The sequence below is a fragment of the Actinoplanes sp. G11-F43 genome, assembly GCF_050589265.1.
Lineage (GTDB): Bacteria > Actinomycetota > Actinomycetes > Mycobacteriales > Micromonosporaceae > Actinoplanes.
This window is the reverse complement of record NZ_JBNZCE010000042.1, coordinates 67,565-91,432: the sequence shown is the minus strand read 5'-3', so window position 1 is coordinate 91,432 and position 23,868 is coordinate 67,565. Positions and strand designations below refer to the sequence as shown.

Here is a 23,868-nt window from a genome sequence, read left to right as displayed (position 1 = left end):
TTGTTACTTCTTGAGGGAGCCGGCCAGCTCGGTGTCCATCGAGCGGAGCGCCTCGACGGCCTTGTCCAGCCACTCGGAGAGCAGGGTGAGGTTCTCCATCAGCTCGTTGGCCGCGCCGACGAACTCGGTGTGGACCGTCTCGAACTCCTTGGAGGCGGTGTCGGTGACGAAGCCGGAGTTGGTCAGGTTGTCCACGATGGACTTGCACTCGGTCAGACGAGAGTCGATCTCGTTCTTGTTGTTGCGCATCCGGGTCGCGCTGTCCTGCATCTCACCGTAGGTGATATTGAGGTTCGCCATCGGGTATTCCCTTCGAAGTGCGAGCCGCGCTGCACGCCCGGCCCGGCGATCGGCAACTCGACCAAAGTAGGAAGACCCGCCGGGAAGGTCCAGATTCGGTAGGCGATCTTGGGCCCCTGGGCCCAGGAGGGTGAACCGGAGTCGTTGACAGCGGTTACCGCCCGTGCCGACGATCGCCGGATGAACAGGCCGGGCACTCAGGGCACCCACGGCAAGAACAGCCCCCACGAACGCTCCGGCGCCTGGACCGTCGCCCATGCCGCACGGGCTCTGGCCACCGCGTGCGACGAATGGCAACGCCCGCTTCCCCGGGTCGGTGCTCTGGTCCTCGGGCCGGAGTCGGTGACCCTGCGGCTGACCACCCCGGACGAGGCCCCTCCGCCCGGGTGGACCGCCGAACGGTTCGGGCGCACCTGGTGGATACCGCTGCACGAACTGCACGGCACCCCGGTCAGCGACCGGATCGCCGAGCCGTTCCCGCTGCTGGTGTCGGCCGGTGCGTCCACCGACGGGCGGGTGATGCTCAATCTCGCCGAAGCCGGCGGCCTGATCAGCCTGACGGGGGATCCCGCACTGGCCCACGGCATGGTCCGATCCTGGTCACGACGGCTGACCACCGGACCGTGGGCGGCCGGGACCCGGGTGATCCGGGTCGGTTTCGAACCGGACGCCGACTTCACCGGCTGGGATGCGTCCCGGCTGGTCGAGGTCGCCCACATGCTGGAGGCCCCGGAGGGTGGGATCGTCCTGTTCGCCGCCCGGCCACAGGGCCGCGACCTCTACCTGGTCGACCGGCTGCTGGAGCAGGCGGACCGGCGCTGGGCGGTGGTGGCGGTCGACGCCGAGAACGCGACCTGGCGTCTCACCGTGTCGATGGACGGAACCATCGACACCGGGCTGTTCGCTGAGACGCTGAGCATGCGGCCGTGAAGCGTTCGTGAAGAGACCGTGAAGCGGACCGCAGCAGACTGGCGGTCATGCCCACGGTTCCCCCCACCCCGGGCGCGGCCGGCGGACGGGTGCGTATCGCGATCTCCAGTCCGGAGATCCTCGCGCACATCCGCCAGGAATTCGCCAGTAAAGGCCTGGACGTGCTGATCGACGGGTTACCGTCCGTCGATGTCACGGTCACCCCGGTCAGCGTCGGCGCACCACCCGCGTCCGGCGCGCTCGCCGAGGCCCTGAACGGCCTGGCCGGCCCGCACACCCGGCGCCGTGACCCGGCCACCGCCCGGTACCGGCTGGCCCTGGTCCCGCACAGCCGCCCGGCCCGGCGCCCGTCGGCCACCCCACCGGCCGCCTGTGAACGCCCGGCGCTGTCCCCGCGGGAGGCCGAGGTGATGGAGTCGATCTGCCGTGGCATGCGTAACGCGGACATCGCCGCCCTGCTCCGGGTGCAGCAGAAGACCGTGAAGAACCACGTGAACCGGATCTTCACCAAGCTCGGCGCCGGCAGCCGGGTGGAGGCCGTGCTGATCTGGCAGCGGTCCCGCGTCTAGAGTCGCCGATTCGTGTGGTGACCTGTGGCTCGATTCGAGCCACAGGTCACCACACGAATCAGGGGTCCTCGGCCAGGAAGGACCGGACGTCGGCGGCCTCCTCGGCGTCCAGCTCCTCGAACCGGGCCAGGGCCCGGCGGGCCAGCTCCGCGGCACCGTCCGCCGAGCCGCTCACCCGGGCCAGGCCGAACAGGGCCACCGCCTGGTGGTAGCGGTCGCCGGCGTCCTCGCTGATCCGCAGCGCCTCCCCGAACGCCTCCTCGGCCTCCGGCACGCCCAGGCCGAACCGGGCCCGGCCGATGTTGATCAGCAGGTTGGCCTCCAGGATCTGGCTCTGCGACCGGCGGGCGTACACCAGTCCCGGTTCGCCGATCCGCATCGCGTCGGACCAGTGACCGGTCTCCGCGTACAGCTCGCACAGCACGTCACGGGTAGCCGCCAGGTAGTAGTCGATGCCCTCGCGCTCGGCCAGTTCGAGGGCCTCCAGCGCCGGGTTCAGCGCCGCCGCGTACAGCTTGGCCTCGCGCAGTGTGGAGGCCAGGTTGCCGAGCAGACTGATCCGGAACCGCCAGTCGTCCGGCTCGCCGAGCAGTGCCAGCCCGAGCCGGAGCTGCCGCACCGCGACACCGTTCCGGCCCAGCCGGGAGTACGCCACACTGCTGTGGTTGTGCAGCATCGCGCGGGCCACCCGGTTGCCGTCCGCCTCGGCCCCGCGCAACGCCGTCTCCAGCAGCTCCAGCCACTCCAGCGGATGGCCGGCGGTGTAGAAGTAGTCGAACATCAGGCAGACCAGGTGCCAGACCGGCCCGTGGTGCCCGGCCGCGGCGGACGCCCGGATCAGCGCGGTGATGTTCGGCGACTCACCGATGCACCACAGCAGACAGTCGCGCTGCCCCTCGAAGTGGATCGTCGGCACGTCGCTCTCCGGGGTCTCGATCGGCCAGCCCCGGTCGAGCATGCCGTTGCCGGCCCGGGACACCGTCAGCCGGTACCACGCCAGCACCCGGGCCAGGGCGTCCCGCCGCTCGGCGGCCCCGAGATCGGCGGAGAGTTCGGCGGCGTACAACCGGACCAGGTCGTGCATGGTGAACCGGCCGCCGTCCTGCTCCAGCAGGGAGAGCGCGGCCAGCCCGGACAGCCACACGCCGGCACGCACCGGGTCGACACCGAACAGCGCCGCCGCGGTGTGCCGGGACACGCTCACCCCCGGCAGGACGCCGAGCAGCCGGAACGCCCGCGCCTCGGCGGCGCCCAGGGTGGCCGACGACAGGTTCAGCACGCCGCGCACCGACAGCAGCGGATCATCCGGCAGTTGCAGGGCGTCCAGCCGATGCTGCACGTTCTCCAGCTGCCCGACCAGGTCGCCGATCCGGGCGCCGGCCGTCGACACCACCTGCTCGGCCGCGATCTGCAGGGCGAACGGGGACCTGTCGCACAACTCGGCCAGCCGTCGCGCCGACTCCGGCTCGGCGCCCACCCGGTCCGGGCCGACCGTGCTGCTCAGCAGGTTCAGCGACTCCGGCTCGCTCAGCGGGCCCAGCGGGATCCGGCGGGCGGCGTGCCGGACGGTCAGCCCGGACAGCCGGTTGCGGCTGGTCACGATGACGAAGCAGGTGGCGCCGCCGGGCAGCAGATCCTCCACCTGCTCGGCCGACGCCGCGTTGTCCAGGATCACCAGCATCCGCTTGTCGGCGAGCAGGCTGCGCCACAGCGCGATGCGTTCCTCCCGGCCGCCGGGCACGTTGCGGGCGCCGACCGAGGTCAGCAGCCGGTGCAGGGCGGCGTCCGGGGTCAGGGCGGCGTGTGACGGGTCGAAACCGCGCAGGTTCAGGTAGATCTGGCCGTCCGGGTGGGACTCCCGCAACAGGTGCCCCGCCCGTACGGCCAAGGCGGTCTTGCCGATCCCGCCCACCCCGGCCACGGTGACGATCCGGCGGCGCTGCCCGGACCGCCCGGTGGCGTTCTCGATCAGCGTGTGCAACTCGGCGGACCGGCCCACGAACACGTCGTTGTCGTGCGGCAGCTGGGCCGGCCGGGTGACCACCGCAGGCGGCGGGCGGTCCGCGTCGAGGATCTCCGCGTACACCGTCTGGGTCGCCGGGGACGGACTGATCCCGAGGTCCGCGGCGAGGACGCGACGCAGGTCCGCGTACTGCCCCAGGGCGTCGGACGTCCGCCCGCCACGATGCAGGACCCGCATGAGTACGGATCTCAGCCGCTCGTCGAACGGATGCGCCGGCACTTCGGCGAGCAGTCGATCGGCCACCCCGTCCGCGCCCGGCGGAGCCAGCTCGGCGTGCTCGATCAGCAGTTGCAGGCGCAGTCCGGCCAGCCGGGCCCGGATCTGTGCCACGAACGGCCCCGGCACCGAGGCGAGCGCGGTGCCGGGCGGCCACAGTGCCAGGGCTTCGGCGTACACCAGAAGGTTCTTCCCGGTCCTCGCCCGGAGGGCCAGATCCTCCGCGCGGGCCACGTCGAACATCTCCCGGTCCAACCGCAGCCGGTAGCCGGACCGATCGCTGACCAGCAGCTCCTGCGCGTCGCCGAGCGCCCGGCGCAGACCGGTCAGATAGGTGTGCAGGCTGCCCGCCGCGGTGGTCGGCGCGGTCTCGCCCCACACCCGGTCGACCATCTCGTCCCGGGAGACGGCGACACCGGAGCAGAGGGCGAGCACCGCGAAGACGGCGCGCTGCTTGGGCGGCCCGAGGTCGATCTCCCGGTCGTCGAGGAGGGCGGTGAGCGGACCGAGCCCCACGACCCGCAGTCGCGGGACAGCCTTCGGTGCTGCCAACTGCGGACTCCTCGTGACCCGGACGGGCGAAAGCGGGTGGTAACGATAGCGCAGTTAGATTTCCGATCGAACCGGTCAATGCGCGCCCCGAAGAGGGGCATGCTCAGACGAATGACCGGTGACACCCTTCCCGAGGCTGATCCACGGCTGCGCGCGCTCGCGGTGACGGTCGGTGCGCTGACCGCGCTCTGGGTGGGCGTCCTGCTCGACGGATTCCAGTCCGGCACCGCCCTCGTCGCCCTGCTGCCGGCGCTGCTCGCGGCGGTACCCGTCACCCTGCCGGCCCGGCTCCGCCCGGCCGTCGACACCGTTGTCGCGGGAGTCGTCACGATCGGCTCCGTCCTCACCGTCAACGACGCGGGCATCCACTACTTCCCGCTGGTGATGCTGCTCTGGGCGACAGCCGTCGTACCGTGGCGGATGCGGCACCACCGCGGACCGGCCGCCGTCCGGCTGTGGCATCTCGCCGCCGGGCTCCTCGTCTCGCTGCCCGGCCTGGCCGCCCTCGGAGCACTCAGCGAGGAGATGCTCATGGTCGACGCCATCGGCCTCCTCTACATCGCCGGGCCGGTGGCCCTCGGTGTGCTCTGCGCCTTCAAAATCCGGACCGGGTACGCGGTGATCGCGCTCATCGGCACGGCGTCCCTGATCCTCGCCCTGCTCGACGGCGGCTTCCTGTTCGCGGCCTTCTGGTGGTTCGGCGGCATGTATCTGACGATCGGTGCCGTCGGCTGGATCACCACGCCGGCACGCACGGCGTAATCTGCCCTCCATGCAGCCGGTCTCCAAGCTGGAACGACGTGTGGTGGACGCCGCCGGGCAGGCGCTGGCCAGGCAGCGGTATGTGAGCCCGCTCGACGTGCTGACCGGGATCGGCTGGGTGCCGCCCGGCCTGGTCACCGACTGGCGGCAGGGCCGCGCCCCACACCTGGAGGCGGTCGCCGCGGTCACCGTCGACCGCCTCGCCGACGCCCTGGAGATCCTGCGCCGCTGGGCGTCCGCACAGGGGCTGCGGCCGGAGGTCGTCGAATATCCGGCGGCCACCCGGGACCGCCGGCCACTGCGTTTCACCGCCGCCGACGCTTCCGAGGAGGCGTTCCGCACCCACTGGACGCGGCCGGACCTGACCGACCGGCAGCGGGAGACGTTGACCGCCCGGCAGAACAAGGTGCCCGATCTGGTGGTGGTGCAGCCCACGCGGGAGTTCACCTGTGCCGGCTGCGGCCGCACCGACGGTGACCTGTTGATGATGGAGGACGCCGGGCCGCACTGCCTGACCTGCGTCGACTTCGACCACCTGGTGTTCCTGCCGGCCGGGGACACCGCGCTGACCCGGCGGGCCAAGAAGGCGAGCCGGCTGTCCGCGGTCGTGGTCCGGCACAACCGGTCCCGCCGCCGCTACGACCGGCTGGGCCTGCTCGTCGAAGCGGCGGCCCTCGACGAGGCCGAACGGCAGTGCCTGTCCGACGAGGACGCCCGCGCCCGCCGCCGGGACCGGGACCGGGAACGCCGCGAGGTGCTGGACGAGTCGTTCGTGGTGAAGCTGGCCGCCGAGATCACCCGCCTGTTCCCCGGCTGCCCACCGGACCGGGCCACCGCTATCGGCGAGCACACCGGGCTGCGCGGCAGCGGCCGGGTGGGCCGCAGCGCCGCCGGCCGCGCCCTGGACCCGGAGGCGGTGACCCGCGCCGTGATCGCCTCCGTCCGCCACGAGGACACCGGCTACGACGACATGCTGATGAACGGTGTCCCCCGCGACGAGGCCCGCACCCGGATCCGCGACGACATCGACCGCGTCCTGACCGCCTGGCGCCAGCCTTAGAACCCCTTCGGCGTCCGGTCTCGTTCGTGTGGCTGTTCGCGGCTCGATTCGAGCCGCGAACAGCCACACGGACCGACCTAGACTCGCCGGCATGCGGATCGCCTTCGCCAGTGACGACGAGAACGAGACGACCCGGGCGGTACTGGACGCCCTGACCGCGGCGGACCACACGGTCATCCGCCCGCCGGACGGCGAAAGCTGGCCGGACCTGGGCCGGTTCGTGGGCCGGGCGGTGGTCGAGGGCCGGGCCGACTACGGCGTGGTGATGTGCTGGACCGGCACCGGGACGGCGATCGCCGCCAACAAGATCCCCGGCGTCCGGGCGGCCACGGCCTGGGACCCGTGGATCGCCCGCGGCGCCCGCCTGTGGAATGACGCGAACGTCCTGGCGATGAGCCTGAAACGACTGGCCCCGGACTTGGCCGTCGAGGTCCTGGAGGCCTTCCTGGCCACCACCGCCCCAGACCCGGACGAGGCCGCCGCCATCGCCGCCTTGGAGAACCTCTGATCCGGACGCACAATCACACGCGGCGGACTACCAGGCCCGGCTTGGTCTCGGCGGCCGCGCCGAGATGGGTGATGTCGTAGGGGTCGCTGGTGAAGACGATGGCCGTCGTCGACCGCAACGTGATGAATCGCCCACATTCGCCGATCGTTGCCGTCAATCGCCAGAAGGACCCCGGCGTCGTAAACATACGGAATACTCACGCCACGGCCGAGCCGGAGACGTTCAGCGTCTCGGCGTCTGCGGCAGCCCCCGGTCCACCATCTTCTATCCGGCCAGGTGTTTGCGGGCGAAGGCGATGTTGTGGGGCAGCGCCTCCTTCCACACGTTGTGGCCGGTGGCGTACGGCCGGTAGGTGACCTTCGCGCCGTGCAGCAGCATCTCGGTGACCTGGAGGTCGGTCAGGAACGGGAACGCCACCACGTCGAAGCGGCCCTGGTTGACCAGCACCGGGGCGTCGTAGCCGGACACCGGCAGGGTGGTGACCTCACGCAGCACCGACGTGAACGGGCCGGTGTTCAGCGGCTTCTTCAGCATCTGGCCGATACCGACGCCCTGGGTGCGGGTGTTCATGTCGAAGTAGCAGAGGCGGTGCGCGTCGTCGACGACGGCGCGGCCCAGCGGGGTCAGGTAGGCGTTCAGGTCGAAGCCGGGCCGGGCGGTCTCCAGGCCGGCCAGGATGTACGAGACATAGGTGGTGTAGTCGGGGGCGGGCAGCGGCGGGATGTACGGCCCGGCCAGCGGGATGTAGCCCTCCACCTTGGTGGCCGGCGCGTCCGCCATGGCCGCGGCCAGGCGCAGCTCGGGGGCGCGCTCCTTGGCCTTGGCGGCGGTGGCGAGGGTGGCGTGGCCGCCCTGGGAGATGCCGTTGACCACGTAGTCGCGGGACAGGGTGGGGGCGACCGAGCGGGCGGCGCGCACCGAGTCGATGACCGCGTTGGCCTCGGCGGTGGCGTCCAGGTAGGCGTGCGAGCCCTCGGTGCCGATGCCGATGTACTCGGTGGCGACGAAGGCGAAGCCGGCCTGGATCCACGGGGTGACCACGTTGACGTCGGCGGCGGCGGTGCCGTAGTCGTCGGTGTAGGCGCAGTCGTCGCCGAGGCCGGCGGTGACGTGCGCGTTGGCCAGGATCGGCCAGCCACCGGCGGGGGCGGTGCCGGTCGGCACGTAGATGGTGGCCAGTGACTGGCGGGCCTGGCCGAGGGAGTCCTCGGTCCAGTAGGTGATCGAGGACGCGATGCTGCCGGGCGCCTCCTTGCCGGGCAGCGGCGTCGATGTGATCACCGCGCCCGGGGGGCCACCCGCGACGGCGGCCGAGACCGGGGCGGGCAGCCCGATCGCGAGGAGCGGGCCGATCGCCAGGGGCACGACGCGGCGGATCGAGAGCATCGACATCACTCGTCTCTGTTCACAGCGGACAGTAAGGTTAGGCAAACCTAACATGTCAGGCGAAGGCGATCGTGCCGAGGCCGCCGCTGATCTGCATGCCGTGGTAGCGGCCGTACCCGGTGGTCACCGTCCGGACCGCGCTGAGCTTCCCGTCCGGGCCGGCCAGCCGGACGTTGACGTTGGTGCCGTCGTGGACGACCAGATCGTCGCGGCCGTCGCCGTCGTAGTCGGCGAAGTACAGCCGGCCCAGGCCGTTGGCCATCCGCAGGCCGTGGTAGCGACCGTATCCGCTGGTCACGTTCGTCTCGGTGCCGAACCTGCCGGCACCGTTGTTGATCCGCACGTCGACCGTCGTGCCGTTGTGGACGATCAGGTCGTCGCGGCCGTCACCGTCGAAGTCGGCGAAGTACAGCCGGCCGAGACCGTCCGGGACGTGCAGGCCGTGGAAGCGGCCGTACCCGGTGGTCGCGGTGGTCACCACGCCGCTGAACACTCCGGTGCCGGTGTTCAGCCGGACGTTCACGTTCGTCCCGTCGTGGACGACCAGGTCGGCCCGCCCGTCACCGTTGATGTCGGCGAAGTACAGCTGCCCGAGGCCGTCCGGGACGTGCAGGCCGTGATAACGGCCGTATCCGCTGGTCACGTTGGTCGCCGGGCCGAAACCGCCGGCACCGTCGTTGAGCCGCACGCCGACGTTGGTGCCGTCGTGCACGAGCAGGTCGGTCCGGCCGTCCCCGTCGAAGTCGGCGTAGTGCAGCTCGCCGCGGCCGCCGGGCAGGTCGAGCCCGTGGAACTGCCCCCAGTCGGCGGACACGCTGGTGCCGCCGGGCTGGAAGCCACCGGTCGGCACCGCCTCCCGGACCGTCAGATCGGCGTCGGTGTGCACCACCAGGTCGGCGCGGGCGTCACCGTTGAAACTGTGGTACGGGCCGTGCGCCCAGCCGTCGTTCACCACCCGGTTGAGGGCGGTGAAGAACGTGTCGGCCATCACCCGGTACCCGTCGTTGTCGGGATGCAGGTTGTCGGCCAGCTGCGCCGCGGTCACCGGCATCTCCACGTACCGGACCTTGTTGCCCTCGCCGACCTCACGCTCGGCGATCGCCCGCGCCCCGGCGTTGACGACGGCGATCTCGGCCTGGACGCCGGGGGTCGCGGCGAGCAGCCCGCTCAGCACGATGGTGACGTTCGGCCGCTTGAAGATGATCCGGTTGACCAGGCTGTCCAGGCGGCTCACCACGTCCGCCGTGGTCGCGGTGCGGTCGTACTTCAGGTCGTTGATCCCGGCCAGCAGCAACACGACGTCCGGCTGCGCGGCGTCCATGAACCCGTCGATGTTGTCGCGCAGGTAGGCGATCGTCTGGCTGGAATGCCCCTCATGCTGCGGGTCGGCGATGGCGTGGCTCACCGTCGAACTGCCCACGAAGTCGATCCGGTACCGCGCCTGCTGCCGCACGAGGTCCCCGAGGCGGCCCCGGTATCCCACATAGTTGGGAACACTGTGCGACCCCGCGGTGATGGAGTCACCCAGGGGCATCACCCGCAGGGTCGGGTCGGTCAGAGCTCGGGCCTGGGCCGGCGCCGCCGGGATCAGAACCGTGGCGACGAGCACGGCGAGGGCAAGCCGTAGGGGCTTCATGCGACTCCGATGTAGAGAGCTGGCGAGGGATGACGGCGCAATCTATCCCACCGCGATCAACACTTTCAGCCGGCCGAACGCGGCCAGGCCCTCCAGCCCGCCCTCGTAGCCGTACCCACTGAGCCCCCGGCCGGACAGCGGTGACATCGGATCGGCCCCGGTCCCGCAGTTGACCGAGACCCGACCGGCGTCCAGCCGCCGGGCCAGCGCGGTGGCCCGTTCGCGAGAGCCGAAGACGAAGGCCCCCAGCCCGTACGGCGTGTTGTTGGCGATCGTCACGGCCTCGTTCTCGTCGCCGACCGCGACCACCGGCGCGACCGGCCCGAACGGCTCCTCGGCGAGGATCCGGGCGTCCGCCGGGACACCGGTGAGCACGGTGGCCGGGTAGTACCAGCCGGGTCCGGACGGCAGCCGGCCGCCGGTGAGCACCGTCGCACCCCGCCCCACCGCGTCGGTGACCAGGGCGTGCACCCCGTCCCGGCGGGCCGCTACCTGGAGTGGCCCCATGGTTCCGCCGGGCCGGTCGTCGGTCTCCGGGACGGCTGCGGCGAACCGTGCGGCGAACTCGTCGTGGATCGTCCGGTGCACCAGGAACCGGCCGGGCGCCGCACAGCTCTGCCCGGCGGAGCCGAACTTGGCCCGGATCAGGGCCGGAACCGCGACGTCCAGGTCGGCGCCGGGCAGGATCACCGCCGGTGCGTGTCCGCCGAGTTCCAGGACGCAGCTCGCCAGGTGACCGGCGGCGCCGGCGGCCACCAGCTGCCCGACCCGGTGCGAGCCGGTGAAGGTGATCACCGCGAACTCGGGCCGGGCCACCAGGGCCGCCGAGCCGGCCGCGTCGGCGTCCACCACCTGGAGCACACCGGGCGGCAGACCGGCCTCGACCGCCAGCGCGGCGACGGCGCGCACCACCGACGGCGCGTTCTCCGGCGTCTTCACCACCACCGGGCACCCCATCGCCAGGGCCGGGGCGATCTTGCGGGCCAGCACGACGGCGGGGAAGTTGCCGGCGACGATGGCGAGCACCGGTCCGGCCGGGTCGACGGCGGTGTGCCGGCTCAGGCCGTCCCCGCCGTCGATGGCCCGGCCGCCGGTGGCGGCGGTGGCGGCCGCCGCGGTCCACCGCAGGGTGTCGACGGCCCGGTCCAGTTCGGTCTCGGCTTCGGCCCGGGTCTTGCCGGCCTCCCGGGCGAACCGTTCGCCCAGCTCGGGCGGCCGATTCGCGAGCAGCCGGGCGAGTTCGGTGAGGACGGCGCACCGGGTGGCCGGTGGGGTGGCCGCCCATCCCGGGGCCGCGGCCCGGGAGCGGGACGCGACGGCCGGGATGTCATCGGGGGTGAGGAGGTCGAGGTGACCGATCACGTCACCGGTTCGGGGGTCGTGGACGGCGGACATCGTGCTCCTCACCGATCGCCGGAGCGTCAGCTCCAGGTCACCACGTTGCGGTCGTCGAGGAAGGCCATCATCGCGGCGAGCGTGGTCCGGGTCTGCTCCTCGGTGGTGTTCGGCTCGACCGCGTGCACGTGCGCGCCGTTGAAGACGTAGACGTCACCGGCGTTCACGTCGATCCACTTGGACTCGTAGCCCTCCAGGAGTTCGGCCGGGTAGGGCGAGCCGGTGTACTCGACCCCGAGAGCGCGCTTGCTCGCCAGGTCGGGCTGGATGTTCCAGTAGACGAGCCGGCCCCCGCCGCCGTTGTTCTCCAGGCAGATGTTGAGCGCGCCGATCGGCTTGCCGAACACCCCGTTGCGCTCGAAGTCGGCCATCTGCGGGTCGGAGCACTGCGAGTCGTCGTCGTGCGGTTCCAGGGCGAAGACGCCCTGCCCGTGCCAGGAGCGGAACAGCGCGATCGCGGCGCTGCGGCCCTCGTGCTCGGCCGGGCGGACCACCGCGCCACGCTCGGCCAGCACTCCGCCGAGCCCGGCGTAGAACTCCTTCATCGGGTCGCCGGGCACGTCCAGCAGGTCACGCAGGACCGGGTTGGCCACCGCCGCCTCGTCCAGGTACTGCGCCGTCGGTTTGTTCCAGGTGTACGCCCCGATGTAGTAGCCGGGGGCCTCCACGCCGCGGACCTGACGGTCGGGGCTGTCCCAGAAGCGCCGGGAGATGTTCTCGGCGACCTCCGGGGCGACCATGCCGCGGAAGACGACTCCGGCGACCCGGCCCTCCAGGACGTCGAGGACGGCCGCCGGATCGAACTCCTGGTACTCGCGGAAGGTGAAGTAGTCGGCGTCGCCGGACCATCCGGTGATCTGCCGGGTGCTCAGGGTGCTCGTCATGTCGGAACTCCTCGATCAGTGGAAGGGCGGAGAGTCGGAGGGGCGGGTCAGTCCCACGGGTTGTTGTCGGTCGGCAGGGTCGGGGTCGGGGTGGGCGTGGCGGTGGCGGCCGCCGGGGCGGGGGTGCCGGCCGGCTGGTCGGTGTCACCGGCGAGGGCCGCGGAGGCGCCGAAGAAGATGACGGCGGTGGTCGTCGTGACGGCGAGAGCGAAGATCTCTACAACAGTCTTGCGGGCCATTGTCTGCTCCTCTGCGGTGTTCCCTGCGGTGATGCCGAAAAGCTAACGACCAGCGGAATCCCGGTTTTATCTCCGCAGTTATCTCGGCGCTATCCCGGCCGCCCGATCCGCTATCACGCGGAGATATCCGCCGGTTCCGGCGCTGCGAGTTGCCGGATCAACTGCCGCCGGCCGCAGTTGATCGCCGATTGAATGACGGCAATACAGCGGCGACTGCACAGGAGGAGGGATGACCCTTGCCGAATAATGTCGAGCACGAGAACTTCACCAGAACGGCCGTCATCGCCGGGCTCGGCGCGTACGTGCCGGAACGGGTGGTCAAGAACGACGAGGTGGCCGAGCGGCTCGGGGTCACCACCGACTGGATCAGGGACCGCACCGGGATCGAGCAGCGGTTCGTCCTGGAGCCGGCCGGTGCCACCTCCGACCTGGCCGTGGAGGCCGGCCGCCGGGCCCTGGAGTCGTGCGGCAACCCGCAGATCGACTTCCTGATCCTGGCGACCTGCACCCCCGATCACCCGTTCCCGGCCACCGCTCCGGCGGTCGCCGCCCGGCTGGGTTTCAAGGGCGTCGCCGCGTTCGACCTGAACGCCGCCTGCTCCGGCTTCGTCTACGCGCTGTCGGTCAGTGCCGGGATGCTCGCCTCGGGCACCTACCGGACCGGGCTGGTGATCGGCGCCGACGCGATCTCGACCGTTCTTGATCAGAGCGACACGATCACCGCCCCGATCTTCGGCGACGGTGGCGGCGCGGTGGTGGTGCGGGCCGGCCACACCGGTGAGCCGGGCGGGCTGAGCACCCAGATCCTCGGCAGCGACGGCGACCTGCTGGACATCATGAAGACGCCGGCCGGTGGTTCCCGGCAGCGCTCCGCCGGGGTCGGTGACGACGCCGCCAACAGCTACTTCACGATGGCCGGCCGGGCCGTCTACAAGCACGCGGTGAACCGGATGAGCACCGTCTCCAGCGCGGTGCTGGAGCGGATGGGCTGGGCGCCCGGCGACGTCGACTGGCTGGTCGCGCACCAGGCCAACCGGCGCATCCTGACCGCGACCGCCGAGGCGATCGGGATCTCCCCGGACCGCGCGGTGATCAATGTGGACCGGGTCGCCAACACCTCCGCCGCGTCCATCCCGCTCGCCCTGGTCGACGCGATCCGCTCCGGCGCGCTGACCGCCGGGAACCGGGTGCTGCTGGCCGCGTTCGGCGGCGGCGCCACCTGGGGCGCCACCGGGCTGATCTGGCCCGACCTGACCCTGGCCGAGCACCAGACGGCCACCTGACCAGCAATCGTCCGCCGCATCACCCCTGGGAAAGGACCGATACAGATGATCACCACATTGGACCGGGTCAGCACGATCCTCCGGCAGCAGGCCCCCGAGGTGGAGGTGACCGAGATCGTCCCGGAGCACCGCATCCAGGACCTCGGCATCGACTCGCTGACCTTCGTCGACATCCTCCTGAAGATCGAGAAGGACTTCGCCGTCGAGTTCAGCGACGACGAGCTCGCCGCCGTGGAGAGCGTCCAGGACATCCTCGACCTGGTCGCCCAGAAGGCCTGACCCCGCGTCACCGGCGGCGGCCCGGCGTTCGACCCGGCCGCCGCCGCCCAGTCCCAGGTCACCGCGTTCCGTGCACAGATGGGGGTACTCACCATGTCCGATCCGTCCACCGGCGTACGCCCGCTGAACGGCGCGCAGCGGGGCGTCTGGTACGCCCAGCGGATCGATCCCGGCAACCCGGTCCACAACATGGCCGGCTATCTGGAGATCCACGGGGCCCTGGACCCGGCGGCGCTGTCCGCGGCGGTGACCACGCTGGTCCGCGAGGACGAGACCACCCGTCTGCGGTTCACCGAAGTCGACGGCACACCCGTCCAGTACCTGGCGGACCCCACCGGCTACCTGCCCACGGTGACCGACCTGAGCACCGCGGCCGACCCGTACGACGATGCCGTGCGCCTGATGCGCGCCGACCTGGACCGGCCCCTCGACCTGGAACGGGACCGGCTCTTCCGGCACACGATCTACCGGCTCGGCCCGGAACGGTTCCTCTGGTACATGCGGGCGCACCACCTGATCCTGGACGGCTACAGCGCCACCATCCTGCGCCGCCGGGCCGCCGAGCTGTACACCGCGCTGGCCACCGGCCGCACCGGTGCGGGGGTGCCGCTCGGCTCGTTCACCGCCGTCCTCGACGGCCAGGCCCGCTATGCCGGGTCCGGGGCCCGCGAGCGGGACGCCGCGTACTGGCGCGGGCTGATGGACGGCGCGGTCCCGCCCACCCCGCGCGGCCGGCCGGACGACCGGGTGGCCCGGCTGGTGACCCGGCTCGACCCGGCCGGGTTCGGCGGGCTGCGCGCGTTCGCCGAGCGGTCCGGGGTCACCTGGCAGCAGGCGCTGATCGCGGTGGCCGTGCTGCACCGGCGGATGTGGACCGGAAACGATCACGTGGTGCTGGGCCTGCCACTACCCGGGCGACTGGACGCCCAGGCCATCCGCACACCCGGGATGACCGCCAACGTCATGCCGCTCTCCTGCCGTGTCGACCCGGCGGAGAGCATCGGGCAGCTGGCCGCGAAGGTCGCCCGGCAGGCCATCCGGGCCCAGTGGCATCAGCGCTACGACGCCGCCGACCTGCGCCGCGACCTGGGCTGGGCGGCCGATCAGGGCCGCGACTTCGGCCCCACGATCAACTTCGTGGCGGGCGACGAATACGACGACTTCGCCGGTCTGCCGGCCCGCTACCACCTGCTCTCCACCGGCGGCACGGTGGCCGACGTGGCACTCACCGTCACCCACCATCCGGAGGGCGGGCTGCGCATCGACGTCAGCGCGGACACCGCGTACGCCGACGATCTCGACGCCTACCAGCGCACCTTTCACCGGATCCTGGCGGGTGCGGTCAGCCGTCCGGACGTCCCGGCCGGGGAGATCGGGGCGCTTGACGACACTGAGCGTGACCTCGTGCTGCGGGAGTGGAACGCCACGTCGGTGGACGTGCCGGACCTGTCGCTGCCGGAGCTGTTCGCGGCGCGGGTGGCCGCCGACCCGTCGGCTCCGGCGGTGCACGCGGACGGGACGACCCTGACGTACTCCCAATTGGATCTCTCCTCCAACCGCCTGGCCAACCATCTGATCGCCACCGGGGTCCGGCGCGGTGACGTGGTCGCGATCCTGATGCCGCGCGGGCTCGATTTCGCCGTCGCCGTGCTGGCCGTGGCGAAGACGGGGGCCGCCTACACCCTGCTGGATCCGGACTTCCCGGAAAGCCGCCGGCAACGGGTCCTCGCCGAGACCAAGGCCACCGCTCTGGTCACCTCTCTGACCGGAAACGATCAAAACCCTCCTTGTGTACGCGTGGAGCCCGGTGATGCCGCGTGCGTCATGTTCACCTCCGGCTCCTCCGGCACACCTAAGGGTGTGGTGGCGCCCCACCGCGCTCTGGTCGGGACGCTGGCCGGTCAAAGCTATGCCGACTTCGGCCCCGGTGAGGTCTTCCTCCAGTGCTCCCCCGTCTCATGGGACGCGTTCTCCCTGGAGTTCTGGGGAGCCCTGGCCTTCGGTGGACTCTGCGTCCTGCAACCCGGCCAACGCCCGGAACCTCACCTGATCGTCTCGCTGGTCCGCGACCACGGCGTGACGATGCTCCAGTTGTCGTCGGGCCTGTTCAACCTCCTGGTCGACGAATACCCCGAGGCGTTCGACGGGGTCCGGGTGGCGTTCACCGGCGGCGAGGTCTCCTCCGCCGGACATGTTCGAAAAATACTGCCGCGACTACGGATCGCCAACGCCTACGGCCCCGCCGAATCCATGGGCTTCACCACGACGTTTCCGGTATCAAGCGACTTTTCAGACAACTCACTCCCCGTCGGCCGCGCGGTAGCCAACAAACGCGCATACATCCTGGATGAGGGCCTGCGCCCGACCCCGGTAGGCGTCGTCGGCGAGGTCTATCTCGCGGGGATCGGACTTGCCCACGGCTACCTCAGCCAGCCCGGGATGACGGCCACCCGGTTCATCGCGGACCCGTTCACCGAGGGTGGGCGCCTCTACCGCACCGGCGATCTGGCCCGCTGGTCGGCCGACGGCCAACTGGAGTTCGCCGGCCGCGCCGATGGTCAGGTCAAGATCCGCGGCTTCCGGGTCGAGCCCGGCGAGGTCGAGGCCGCCCTCCTCGACTGTCCGAAAGTGACACAAGCCGCGGTGGTCGCCACCCCGGACCGGCTGACCGGCTACGTGGTCGGCGACACCGACGGCGACACGGTCCGCACCCGACTGCGGGAGCGCCTGCCCGACCACCTGGTCCCCTCGGCGGTGCTGGTGCTGGACCGGTTGCCGCTCACCCCGAACGGCAAACTCGACCGCCGCGCCCTGCCCGAACCCGATCCCACCGCAGCCTCCACCGGCGCCGGCCACCGCGCGCCGCGGGACGCCCGTGAGGAGATCCTGGCCGGTCTCTTCGCCGAGGTGCTGGGAGTCGGCACGGTCGGGGTCGACGACGACTTCTTCGCCCTGGGCGGCCATTCCCTGCTCGCCGCCCGGCTGGCCGCCCGCGCCCGGGACGTCCTCGGCGTCGAACTGGGCATCCGGGACATCTTCCAGACGCCGACCGTCGCAGCGCTGGCCACCGCCTCGCACGGCGGCGACCCGGCCGGGGCACGACCGGTTCCGGTCGCCGGCCCACGCGGTGGGCGACTGCCGCTGTCGTACGCCCAACGCCGTCTCTGGCTCACCGACGCCGTGCGGGGGCCGAGCGCCACCTACAACGTGCCGATGGTGTTCCCCCTGCACGGACCGCTGGACGTGGCCGCGCTGACCGCCGCGCTCACCGACCTGACCACCCGGCACGAGGTGCTCCGGACCGTGATCGACACCGCCGGCGACGAGCCCGGCCAGCGGATCCTGCCCCCGGAGCCGGTCGTCGTCGAACGGGTCGCCGTCGTCGAGGACGACCTCGACGACCGGCTGACCGCCGCCGCCGGGCACGTCTTCGACCTGGCGACCGAGCGGCCGCTGCGGGTCACCCTCTTCGACCTCAGCATCGGCGTCGCCGAGGAGACCCACTTCCTGCTGCTCCTGCTGCACCACATCGCCACCGACGGGCAGTCGCTGCGGCCGCTGCTCGGCGACCTGACGATGGCGTATGCGGCCCGGCGCTCCGGTGTCGCCCCGGACTGGGCTCCGCTGCCGGTGCAGTACGCCGACTACACCCTCTGGCAGCGGGAACTGCTCGGCGACCCGGCCGATCCGGACAGCCGGCACGCAGGCGATCTGCGGCACTGGACGGCGGCCCTGGACGGGTTGCCCGACGAGACCGTCCTGCCCCTGGACCGGCCCCGGACGGCGACCGCCGACGACCGGGGCGCGGCGATCCCGATCCGGATCGCCCCCGAACTGGCTGACCGGATCCGATCAGTAGCCCGGGAGCAGCGGTGCACCCCGTTCATGGTGGTGCGGGCGGCACTGGCGCTGACCCTCGGACGGTTCGGCGCCGGCACCGACGTGGCCCTCGGCACCCCGGTCGCCGGGCGTACCGATCCGGTGCTGGATCCGCTCGTCGGGTTCTTCGTCAACACCCTGGTACTGCGGACCGACATGTCGGGTGATCCGTCCTTCACCGAGTTGCTGACCCGGGTCCGCCGCACCGACCTGGACGCCCTCGCCCACCAGGACCTGCCGTTCGACCTGCTGCTGGCGGCGATCGATCCGCCCCGCTCGCCGTCCCGGCATCCGCTGTTCCAGGTCTGCCTGGGGTTCGACGACGCCACCGACGCCGAGCTGTGCCTGCCCGGGTCGCGGGCCGGCCGGGGCCGGGTGGTGGTCACCGGCACGGCCAAGTTCGACCTGGAGTTCCTGCTGCGCGACGAGGGAGCGGACGGCATCGGTGGCGGGTTGCTGTACCGGACCGCGCTCTTCGATCAGGCCACCGCCGAACGCCTGCGGGCCGGGCTGCTGCTCACCCTCAGCCAGGTGCTGACCGATCCTGATCGGCAGATCAGTGCGGTGGAGGTGCTCACGCCGGCGGAACGGGCCGCGGTGGTGCACGACTGGAACGCCACGTCGGTGGACGTGCCGGACGTGTCGTTGCCGGAGCTGTTCGCGGCGCGGGTGGCCGCCGACCCGTCGGCTCCGGCGGTGCACGCGGACGGGACGACCCTGACGTACTCCCAATTGGATCTTGCCGCCAACCGCCTGGCCAATCACCTGATCGCCACCGGGGTCCGGCGCGGCGACGTGGTCGGAGTGCTGATGCCACGCGGGCTCGACTTCGCCGTCGCCGTGCTGGCCGTGGCAAAGACCGGCGCCGCCTACACCCTGCTGGATCCGGACTTCCCAGAAAGTCGGCGGCAACGGGTCCTGGCCGAGACCAAAGCCAACGCTCTGGTCACCTCTCTGACCGGAAACGACCAAACCCCTCCCGGTGTACGGGTGAATCCCGGTGATGCCGCGTGCGTCATGTTCACCTCGGGATCCTCCGGCACACCCAAGGGCGTCGTCTCGTCCCACCGCGCTCTGGTCGGCACCCTGGCCGGACAGAGCTATGCCGACTTCGGTCCCGGTGAGGTCTTCCTCCAGTGCTCCCCCGTCTCATGGGACGCCTTCTCCCTGGAATTCTGGGGAGCCCTCGCCTTCGGTGGACTCTGCGTCCTGCAACCCGGCCAGCGCCCCGAGCCCCACTTGATCGTCTCGCTGGTCCGAGAGCACAAGGTGACCATGCTCCAGTTGTCGTCGGGCCTGTTCAACCTGCTGGTGGACGAATATCCCGAGGCATTCGACGGGGTCCGGGTGGCGTACACCGGCGGCGAGGTCTCCTCCGCCGCACATGTCCGAAAAATGCTGCCACGACTGCGGATCGCCAACGCCTACGGCCCCGCCGAATCCATGGGCTTCACCACGACATTCCCGGTATCGAGCGACTTCTCCGACCACTCACTCCCCATCGGCCGCGCCGTCGCCAACAAACGCGCATACATCCTGGATGAGGGCCTGCGCCCGGCCCCGGTAGGCGTCGTCGGCGAGGTCTACCTGGCCGGAGTCGGCCTGGCCCACGGCTACCTGGGTCAACCAGCAGTCACGTCGACACGATTCGTCGCGGACCCCTTCGGCGGCCCCGGAGAACGCCTCTACCGCACCGGCGACCTGGCCCGCTGGTCGACCGACGGCCAGCTGGAGTTCGCCGGCCGCGCCGACAACCAGGTCAAGATCCGCGGCTTCCGCATCGAACCCGGCGAGGTCGAAGCCGCCCTCCTCGACTGCCCGAAAGTAACCCAAGCCGCGGTGGTCGCCACCCCGGACCGGCTGACCGGCTACGTCGTCGGCGACACCGACGGCCACACGATCCGCACCCGGCTACGGGAACGCCTACCCGACCACATGATCCCGTCCGCCGTCATCGTCCTGGACCGGCTACCGCTCACCCCCAACGGCAAACTCGACCGCCGCGCCCTGCCCGAACCCGAACTCACCACAGCGGGCACCGGCCGAGCCGCCCGGGACGCCCGCGACGAGGTCCTCTGTGGGCTGTACGCGGAGATCCTCGGAAGGCCGGCGATCAGCATCGACGACGACTTCTTCGAGCTTGGCGGACACTCCCTGCTCGCCGCCCGGTTGACCGCCCGGATCCGTGCCGCGCTCGGCGCCGAACTGAGCGTCCGCGACATCTTCCAGGCGCCGACGGTGGCCGCGCTCACCGAACGACTGCCGGCCGCGGCCCCGGCCCGGTCCCGCCCCGCGCTACGGCGCCGCACCGAGGCGGGCGTACCGCTTCCGAGCTGACCGGCCGACGACCCGAGTGGGCGTTCCGCCCCGCGCTGACCGACGACCCGACAGGAATGGAGCCATCGTGGACCTTCAACCCGCCCCCGACGACGTCGTCTGGGATCTGCCCGGCGACCCGCCGCACCGCACCGCGCTGCTGGTCCTGCCGCACTCCGGCGGGAACGCCCACGGGTACGCGCCGTGGCGGGACCGGCTGCCGGGGCACGTACGCCTGCTCGTCGGCCAGTACCCCGGCCGGGGCGCCCGGTTCGGTGAGCCGCTGCCCCGGGACATGACCGACCTGGTCGGCCCGGTGCTGGACTGCCTGCCGTCCGGCGTCGAGGACCTGGTGGTGCTCGGGCACAGCATGGGCTCGCTGGTCGCGTACGAGACGGCTCTCGCCCTGACCCTGGCCGGCCGCCCACCGCGCGCCCTGATCGTCTCCGCCTGCCGGGCGCCGTTCCTGCCCAACCCGAGCCCGGTGGTGCCGGCGGCGCTCGACGACGACGCCCTGGTCGCCGCGATCAGACAACGGGGCGGCACCGACAACGCCATCCTCGACGAGCCGGAGCTGCGGGAGCTGGTGCTGCCGTCGATCCGGGCCGACTTCGCCATCGACGACGACTACCGGCGGGCCACCGCGCCCCGGCTGACCTGCCCGGTACTGGTGCTGGGCGGGGAGAGCGACCCGGTGGTGCCGGCCGGGGCGCTGGCCCGCTGGGCCGAGGTCACCACCGGCCCGGTCACCACCCGGGTGCTGCCCGGCGGCCACTTCTACTTCCAGGACCGGCTCGACACGTTCCTCGCCCTGGTCACCGGCGTGCTGGACGCCGTACCGACCGCATCCGTCTGATCTTCGGAGGTTCTCCATGTCCGTCACCAGCCACCAGCCCACCGGCACCCTCGACGTCGTCACCCGTCCGGGCAGCCCGGCCGTCCTGGTCACGCCCGCGTTCGACGATCTCGATGACGCGCTCGCCTGGCTCACCGACCGGCGCGCGGCGGTCCGCGCCGAGCTGCTGCACCACGGCAGCCTGATGATCCGCGGCCTGCCGGTGCGGGACACCACCGACTTCGCCCGGGCCCGGGACGTGCTGATGCCGCAGCGCACCGGCTACCGGGAGAAGGCCACCCCGCGCACCGACTTCGGCGCCGGTGTCTTCTCCTCCACCGACCTGCCCGCCGCTCAGCCGATCAGGCTGCACAACGAGAACAGCTACACCCTGGAGTTCCCGGGCACGCTGCTGTTCGGCTGCCTGGTCGCACCGGAGGAGGGTGGCGCGACCACGGTCGGCGACATGCGGGCGGCGCTGCGGCTGCTCCCGGCCGCGTTGCGGGACCGGTTCGCCGCGCACGGCTGGCTGCTGGTCCGGCACTACTCGGACCTGGCCGGACTGCCCTGGCAGACCACCTTCAGCACCGACGACCCGGCGGTGGTGCAGCAGTACTGCACCGAGAACGTGATCGGCTACCGCTGGCTGACCGGCGGCACCCTGCGCACCGAGCAGCGCCGCCCGGCCATCGTCACCCACCCGCTCACCGGCGAACAGAGCTGGTTCAACCACTACTCGTTCTGGAACCGCTGGGCCCTCGACGCCGACGTGCGGGACGTGCTGGTCGAGACGTACGGCGCGGACGGGCTGCCGTTCGACACCTATGTCGGCGACGGTTCCCCGCTGACGCGGGCCGAGGTGGAGACCCTGATGACGGCGTACGAGACGGTCACGGTCCGGGAGACCTGGCAGCGGGGCGACCTGATGCTGGTCGACAACATCCTCAACGCGCACGGCCGGGAGGCCTTCACCGGCGACCGCCGGATCGTGGTGGCGATGGGTGACCCGGTCACCCTGGCCGACTGCGAACCGCGGCCGGAGCCGTCCGACGGTCCGTGCTCCACCTCCTGCCCGGTGCCCGGGAAATGAGGGCGGCGATGACCACCGATCTGCTGGACCGGCTGGCCGCCGCGCCCGCCGGCCGGGTGGCCGTGATCAGCGGTGACACCCGGCTCACCTTCGCCGAGCTGCGGGACCGGGTGGCCCGGGTCGCGGCCGGCCTGACCGCCCGCGGGATCGGCCCGGAGAGTGTGGTCGGCCTGTGCCTGCCCCGCGGCGCCGACCTGGTCGTGGCCCTGCTCGGCACCCTGGCCGCCGGTGCGGCGTATCTGCCGATCGACCCGCGGATGCCCGCCGGCCGCCGCCGGTTGCTGGCCGAGGACGCCGGCGCCGCTCTAGTGGTCACCGAGGTGGCCGGGCTGGCCGCCGAGGGCACGTTCGCGCCGGTGCCGGTGGACCCGGGTGCGCTGGCCTACGTCATCTACACCTCCGGCTCCACCGGGCGGCCCAAGGGTGTCGAGATCAGCCGGGGCGCGGCCGCCCGGCTGCTGGCCGAACTGGAGGAGACCGGTGTGGTCCGGCCCGGCCACGGCACGGTCGGCTGGAACGCCTCACCCTCCTTCGACGCGTCGGTCCAGCAGTGGGTACGGGTCTGCCGGGGCGACACGCTGGTGCTGCTGGACGAGGCCACCCGGGCCGATCCGGTGCTGTTCGCCGCGGCGATCCGCGACCACCGGCTGACCGATCTGGACATCACCCCGTCGCACGCCGAACCGCTGCTGGAACACCTCGGCACCGACCGGGAGCAGCCGCTGACCCTGCTGGTCGGCGGCGAGCCGATCAGCCCGGAGCTCTGGGACCGGCTGGCCGGGCTGGCCGACGCCGGGGTGCTGCGCCCGGTCAACGTCTACGGCCCGACCGAGTGCACCGTGGACGCCACCGCCGCGTGGATCACCGCCGGGACGGCCCCGCACATCGGCGGCGCGCTGCCCGGTCTGACGGCCCGGCTGCTCGACGACGCGCTGCGCCCGGTCGCCGACGGCGAGGTGGGTGAGCTGTACCTGTCCGGGCCGCGGGTCGGCCGCGGCTACCGGGCCCGGCCCGGCCTGACCGCCGGCCGGTTCGTCGCCGACCCGGCCGGGGACGGCACCCGGATGTACCGCACCGGCGACCGTTGCCGCCGCCGCACCGGTGGGGAGCTGGAATTTCTGGGCCGGGCCGACGGCCAGGTCAAGGTTCGCGGACACCGGATCGAGCTCGGTGAGATCGAGGCGGCGGTCCGGGCGCATCCGGCGGTGGCCGAGGCCGCGGTCGCGGTGCACCGGGACGACCTGGTCGCCTACTACCGCCAGTCGGCGCCCGCCGACCCGGCCGAGCTGCGCGAGCTGGTGGCCGCGGCGCTGCCCGGCTACATGGTCCCGGCCACGTTCGTCGCGGTGTCCCGGTTCCCCCGCACCACCAGCGGCAAGCTGGACCGGGCGGCGCTGCCGGCACCCGCGCCGACCGCCCCGGAGGTGGTCGCGGACGCACCCACCGGGCACGTCGAACAACTGATCGCGGGGGTCTGGTCCGAGGTGCTGCGGCGGCCGGCGATCGGCGCCGACGACAACTTCTTCAAGCTCGGCGGTCACTCGCTGCTGGCGATCAAGCTGGTCGCCCGGGTGCGTACCGAACTGGGATTCGGCCTGCCGGTCAAATCCGTCTACGAGAACCCCCGGCTGCGGGATCTGGCCCGGGCCATCGAGGCCGGCCTGGAATCCTCCGGCGCCCGGTGACCGTCACGGCGGGGCGCGGGCCGGCGCCCGCGCCCCGCCAC

The 23,868-nt window shown here is 71.9% G+C and carries 18 protein-coding genes; 11 read left to right on the top strand and 7 right to left on the bottom strand.

What is annotated here, in order from left to right:
- Positions 1-3: 3 nt before the first annotated feature.
- Positions 4-300 (bottom strand): WXG100 family type VII secretion target, encoded by a 297-nt coding sequence (locus ACQ0O7_RS37030; protein ID WP_203794083.1) that lies wholly within the window; start codon positions 298-300, stop codon positions 4-6.
- Positions 301-480: 180 nt separating this feature from the next.
- Between ACQ0O7_RS37030 and ACQ0O7_RS37025 the strand changes: the two genes are divergently transcribed.
- Both ACQ0O7_RS37025 and ACQ0O7_RS37020 read left to right on the top strand, forming a co-directional pair.
- Positions 481-1,230 (top strand): hypothetical protein, encoded by a 750-nt coding sequence (locus tag ACQ0O7_RS37025; protein WP_430789559.1) that lies wholly within the window; start codon positions 481-483, stop codon positions 1,228-1,230.
- 47 nt (positions 1,231-1,277) lie between these two features.
- On the top strand, positions 1,278-1,799 hold the full coding sequence (locus tag ACQ0O7_RS37020) for a response regulator transcription factor (protein WP_430789557.1): 522 nt from the start codon (positions 1,278-1,280) through the stop codon (positions 1,797-1,799).
- 58 nt (positions 1,800-1,857) lie between these two features.
- On the opposite strand, the gene ACQ0O7_RS37015 is transcribed toward ACQ0O7_RS37020, so the two are convergent.
- Positions 1,858-4,590: a BTAD domain-containing putative transcriptional regulator gene (locus ACQ0O7_RS37015; protein WP_430789555.1), complete on the bottom strand. Its 2,733-nt coding sequence runs from the start codon at positions 4,588-4,590 to the stop codon at positions 1,858-1,860.
- A gap of 111 nt (positions 4,591-4,701) precedes the next feature.
- Here ACQ0O7_RS37015 and ACQ0O7_RS37010 point away from each other — a divergent pair, with 111 nt between their 5' ends.
- The 3 genes from ACQ0O7_RS37010 (at position 4,702) to ACQ0O7_RS37000 (ending at position 6,920) form a co-directional block, all read left to right on the top strand.
- The gene (locus ACQ0O7_RS37010) at positions 4,702-5,352 is read left to right on the top strand and encodes a hypothetical protein (protein WP_430789553.1); all 651 of its coding nucleotides are present in this window, start codon (positions 4,702-4,704) and stop codon (positions 5,350-5,352) included.
- A 10-nt stretch (positions 5,353-5,362) separates the two neighbouring features.
- Positions 5,363-6,412 (top strand): DUF2293 domain-containing protein, encoded by a 1,050-nt coding sequence (locus ACQ0O7_RS37005; RefSeq protein ID WP_430789551.1) that lies wholly within the window; start codon positions 5,363-5,365, stop codon positions 6,410-6,412.
- Between the two features lie 91 nt (positions 6,413-6,503).
- Positions 6,504-6,920: an RpiB/LacA/LacB family sugar-phosphate isomerase gene (locus ACQ0O7_RS37000; protein WP_430789549.1), complete on the top strand. Its 417-nt coding sequence runs from the start codon at positions 6,504-6,506 to the stop codon at positions 6,918-6,920.
- Positions 6,921-7,184: 264 nt separating this feature from the next.
- Here ACQ0O7_RS37000 and ACQ0O7_RS36995 read toward each other — a convergent pair whose 3' ends face one another.
- From ACQ0O7_RS36995 to ACQ0O7_RS36975, 5 genes are read right to left on the bottom strand one after another with little or no spacing between them, the layout of a single operon-like run.
- Entirely contained in the window at positions 7,185-8,312 is a 1,128-nt protein-coding gene (locus ACQ0O7_RS36995; RefSeq protein WP_430789547.1) for a lipase family protein, read from the bottom strand.
- Positions 8,313-8,361: 49 nt separating this feature from the next.
- Positions 8,362-9,942, bottom strand: a complete 1,581-nt coding sequence (locus tag ACQ0O7_RS36990; RefSeq protein WP_430789545.1) for an FG-GAP-like repeat-containing protein — start codon at positions 9,940-9,942, stop codon at positions 8,362-8,364.
- A 42-nt stretch (positions 9,943-9,984) separates the two neighbouring features.
- Positions 9,985-11,337, bottom strand: coding sequence for an aldehyde dehydrogenase family protein (locus ACQ0O7_RS36985; RefSeq protein WP_430789543.1), 1,353 nt, complete (start codon positions 11,335-11,337; stop codon positions 9,985-9,987).
- A 26-nt stretch (positions 11,338-11,363) separates the two neighbouring features.
- Complete coding sequence (locus tag ACQ0O7_RS36980; RefSeq protein WP_430789541.1) at positions 11,364-12,221, bottom strand: hypothetical protein; 858 nt, start codon at positions 12,219-12,221, stop codon at positions 11,364-11,366.
- Between the two features lie 47 nt (positions 12,222-12,268).
- Positions 12,269-12,460: a hypothetical protein gene (locus ACQ0O7_RS36975; RefSeq protein ID WP_430789539.1), complete on the bottom strand. Its 192-nt coding sequence runs from the start codon at positions 12,458-12,460 to the stop codon at positions 12,269-12,271.
- A gap of 236 nt (positions 12,461-12,696) precedes the next feature.
- On the opposite strand from ACQ0O7_RS36975, the gene ACQ0O7_RS36970 reads away from it, so the two are divergent.
- The 6 genes from ACQ0O7_RS36970 (at position 12,697) to ACQ0O7_RS36945 (ending at position 23,827) form a co-directional block, all read left to right on the top strand.
- Complete coding sequence (locus ACQ0O7_RS36970; RefSeq protein WP_430789537.1) at positions 12,697-13,743, top strand: beta-ketoacyl-ACP synthase III; 1,047 nt, start codon at positions 12,697-12,699, stop codon at positions 13,741-13,743.
- A gap of 45 nt (positions 13,744-13,788) precedes the next feature.
- Positions 13,789-14,022 carry an acyl carrier protein gene (locus ACQ0O7_RS36965; protein WP_430789535.1) on the top strand — a complete coding sequence of 78 codons (234 nt, stop codon included), beginning with the start codon at positions 13,789-13,791 and terminating at the stop codon, positions 14,020-14,022.
- Positions 14,023-14,100: 78 nt separating this feature from the next.
- A complete protein-coding gene (locus tag ACQ0O7_RS36960; RefSeq protein WP_430789533.1) occupies positions 14,101-20,238 on the top strand; it encodes an amino acid adenylation domain-containing protein in 6,138 nt (2,045 codons plus the stop codon).
- A gap of 67 nt (positions 20,239-20,305) precedes the next feature.
- The gene (locus ACQ0O7_RS36955) at positions 20,306-21,073 is read left to right on the top strand and encodes a thioesterase II family protein (protein ID WP_430789531.1); all 768 of its coding nucleotides are present in this window, start codon (positions 20,306-20,308) and stop codon (positions 21,071-21,073) included.
- A 16-nt stretch (positions 21,074-21,089) separates the two neighbouring features.
- Positions 21,090-22,142 (top strand): TauD/TfdA family dioxygenase, encoded by a 1,053-nt coding sequence (locus ACQ0O7_RS36950; protein WP_430789529.1) that lies wholly within the window; start codon positions 21,090-21,092, stop codon positions 22,140-22,142.
- A gap of 8 nt (positions 22,143-22,150) precedes the next feature.
- Entirely contained in the window at positions 22,151-23,827 is a 1,677-nt protein-coding gene (locus tag ACQ0O7_RS36945; protein ID WP_430789527.1) for a non-ribosomal peptide synthetase, read from the top strand.
- The last annotated feature ends 41 nt before the right edge of the window (positions 23,828-23,868 follow it).

Excerpts from the sequence above, each read along its gene's own strand:
- ACQ0O7_RS37025 (WP_430789559.1), top strand. The coding sequence starts at position 481 with ATGAACAGGCCGGGCACTCAGGGCACCCACGGCAAGAACAGCCCCCAC.
- ACQ0O7_RS37030 (WP_203794083.1), bottom strand. The coding sequence starts at position 300 with ATGGCGAACCTCAATATCACCTACGGTGAGATGCAGGACAGCGCGACC.
- ACQ0O7_RS36975 (WP_430789539.1), bottom strand. The coding sequence starts at position 12,460 with ATGGCCCGCAAGACTGTTGTAGAGATCTTCGCTCTCGCCGTCACGACG.
- ACQ0O7_RS36985 (WP_430789543.1), bottom strand. The coding sequence starts at position 11,337 with ATGTCCGCCGTCCACGACCCCCGAACCGGTGACGTGATCGGTCACCTC.
- ACQ0O7_RS37020 (WP_430789557.1), top strand. The coding sequence starts at position 1,278 with ATGCCCACGGTTCCCCCCACCCCGGGCGCGGCCGGCGGACGGGTGCGT.
- ACQ0O7_RS36980 (WP_430789541.1), bottom strand. The coding sequence starts at position 12,221 with ATGACGAGCACCCTGAGCACCCGGCAGATCACCGGATGGTCCGGCGAC.
- ACQ0O7_RS37010 (WP_430789553.1), top strand. The coding sequence starts at position 4,702 with ATGACCGGTGACACCCTTCCCGAGGCTGATCCACGGCTGCGCGCGCTC.
- ACQ0O7_RS36960 (WP_430789533.1), top strand. The coding sequence starts at position 14,101 with ATGGGGGTACTCACCATGTCCGATCCGTCCACCGGCGTACGCCCGCTG.
- ACQ0O7_RS36965 (WP_430789535.1), top strand. The coding sequence starts at position 13,789 with ATGATCACCACATTGGACCGGGTCAGCACGATCCTCCGGCAGCAGGCC.
- ACQ0O7_RS36945 (WP_430789527.1), top strand. The coding sequence starts at position 22,151 with ATGACCACCGATCTGCTGGACCGGCTGGCCGCCGCGCCCGCCGGCCGG.
- ACQ0O7_RS36990 (WP_430789545.1), bottom strand. The coding sequence starts at position 9,942 with ATGAAGCCCCTACGGCTTGCCCTCGCCGTGCTCGTCGCCACGGTTCTG.
- ACQ0O7_RS36950 (WP_430789529.1), top strand. The coding sequence starts at position 21,090 with ATGTCCGTCACCAGCCACCAGCCCACCGGCACCCTCGACGTCGTCACC.
- ACQ0O7_RS37000 (WP_430789549.1), top strand. The coding sequence starts at position 6,504 with ATGCGGATCGCCTTCGCCAGTGACGACGAGAACGAGACGACCCGGGCG.
- ACQ0O7_RS36995 (WP_430789547.1), bottom strand. The coding sequence starts at position 8,312 with ATGTCGATGCTCTCGATCCGCCGCGTCGTGCCCCTGGCGATCGGCCCG.
- ACQ0O7_RS37005 (WP_430789551.1), top strand. The coding sequence starts at position 5,363 with ATGCAGCCGGTCTCCAAGCTGGAACGACGTGTGGTGGACGCCGCCGGG.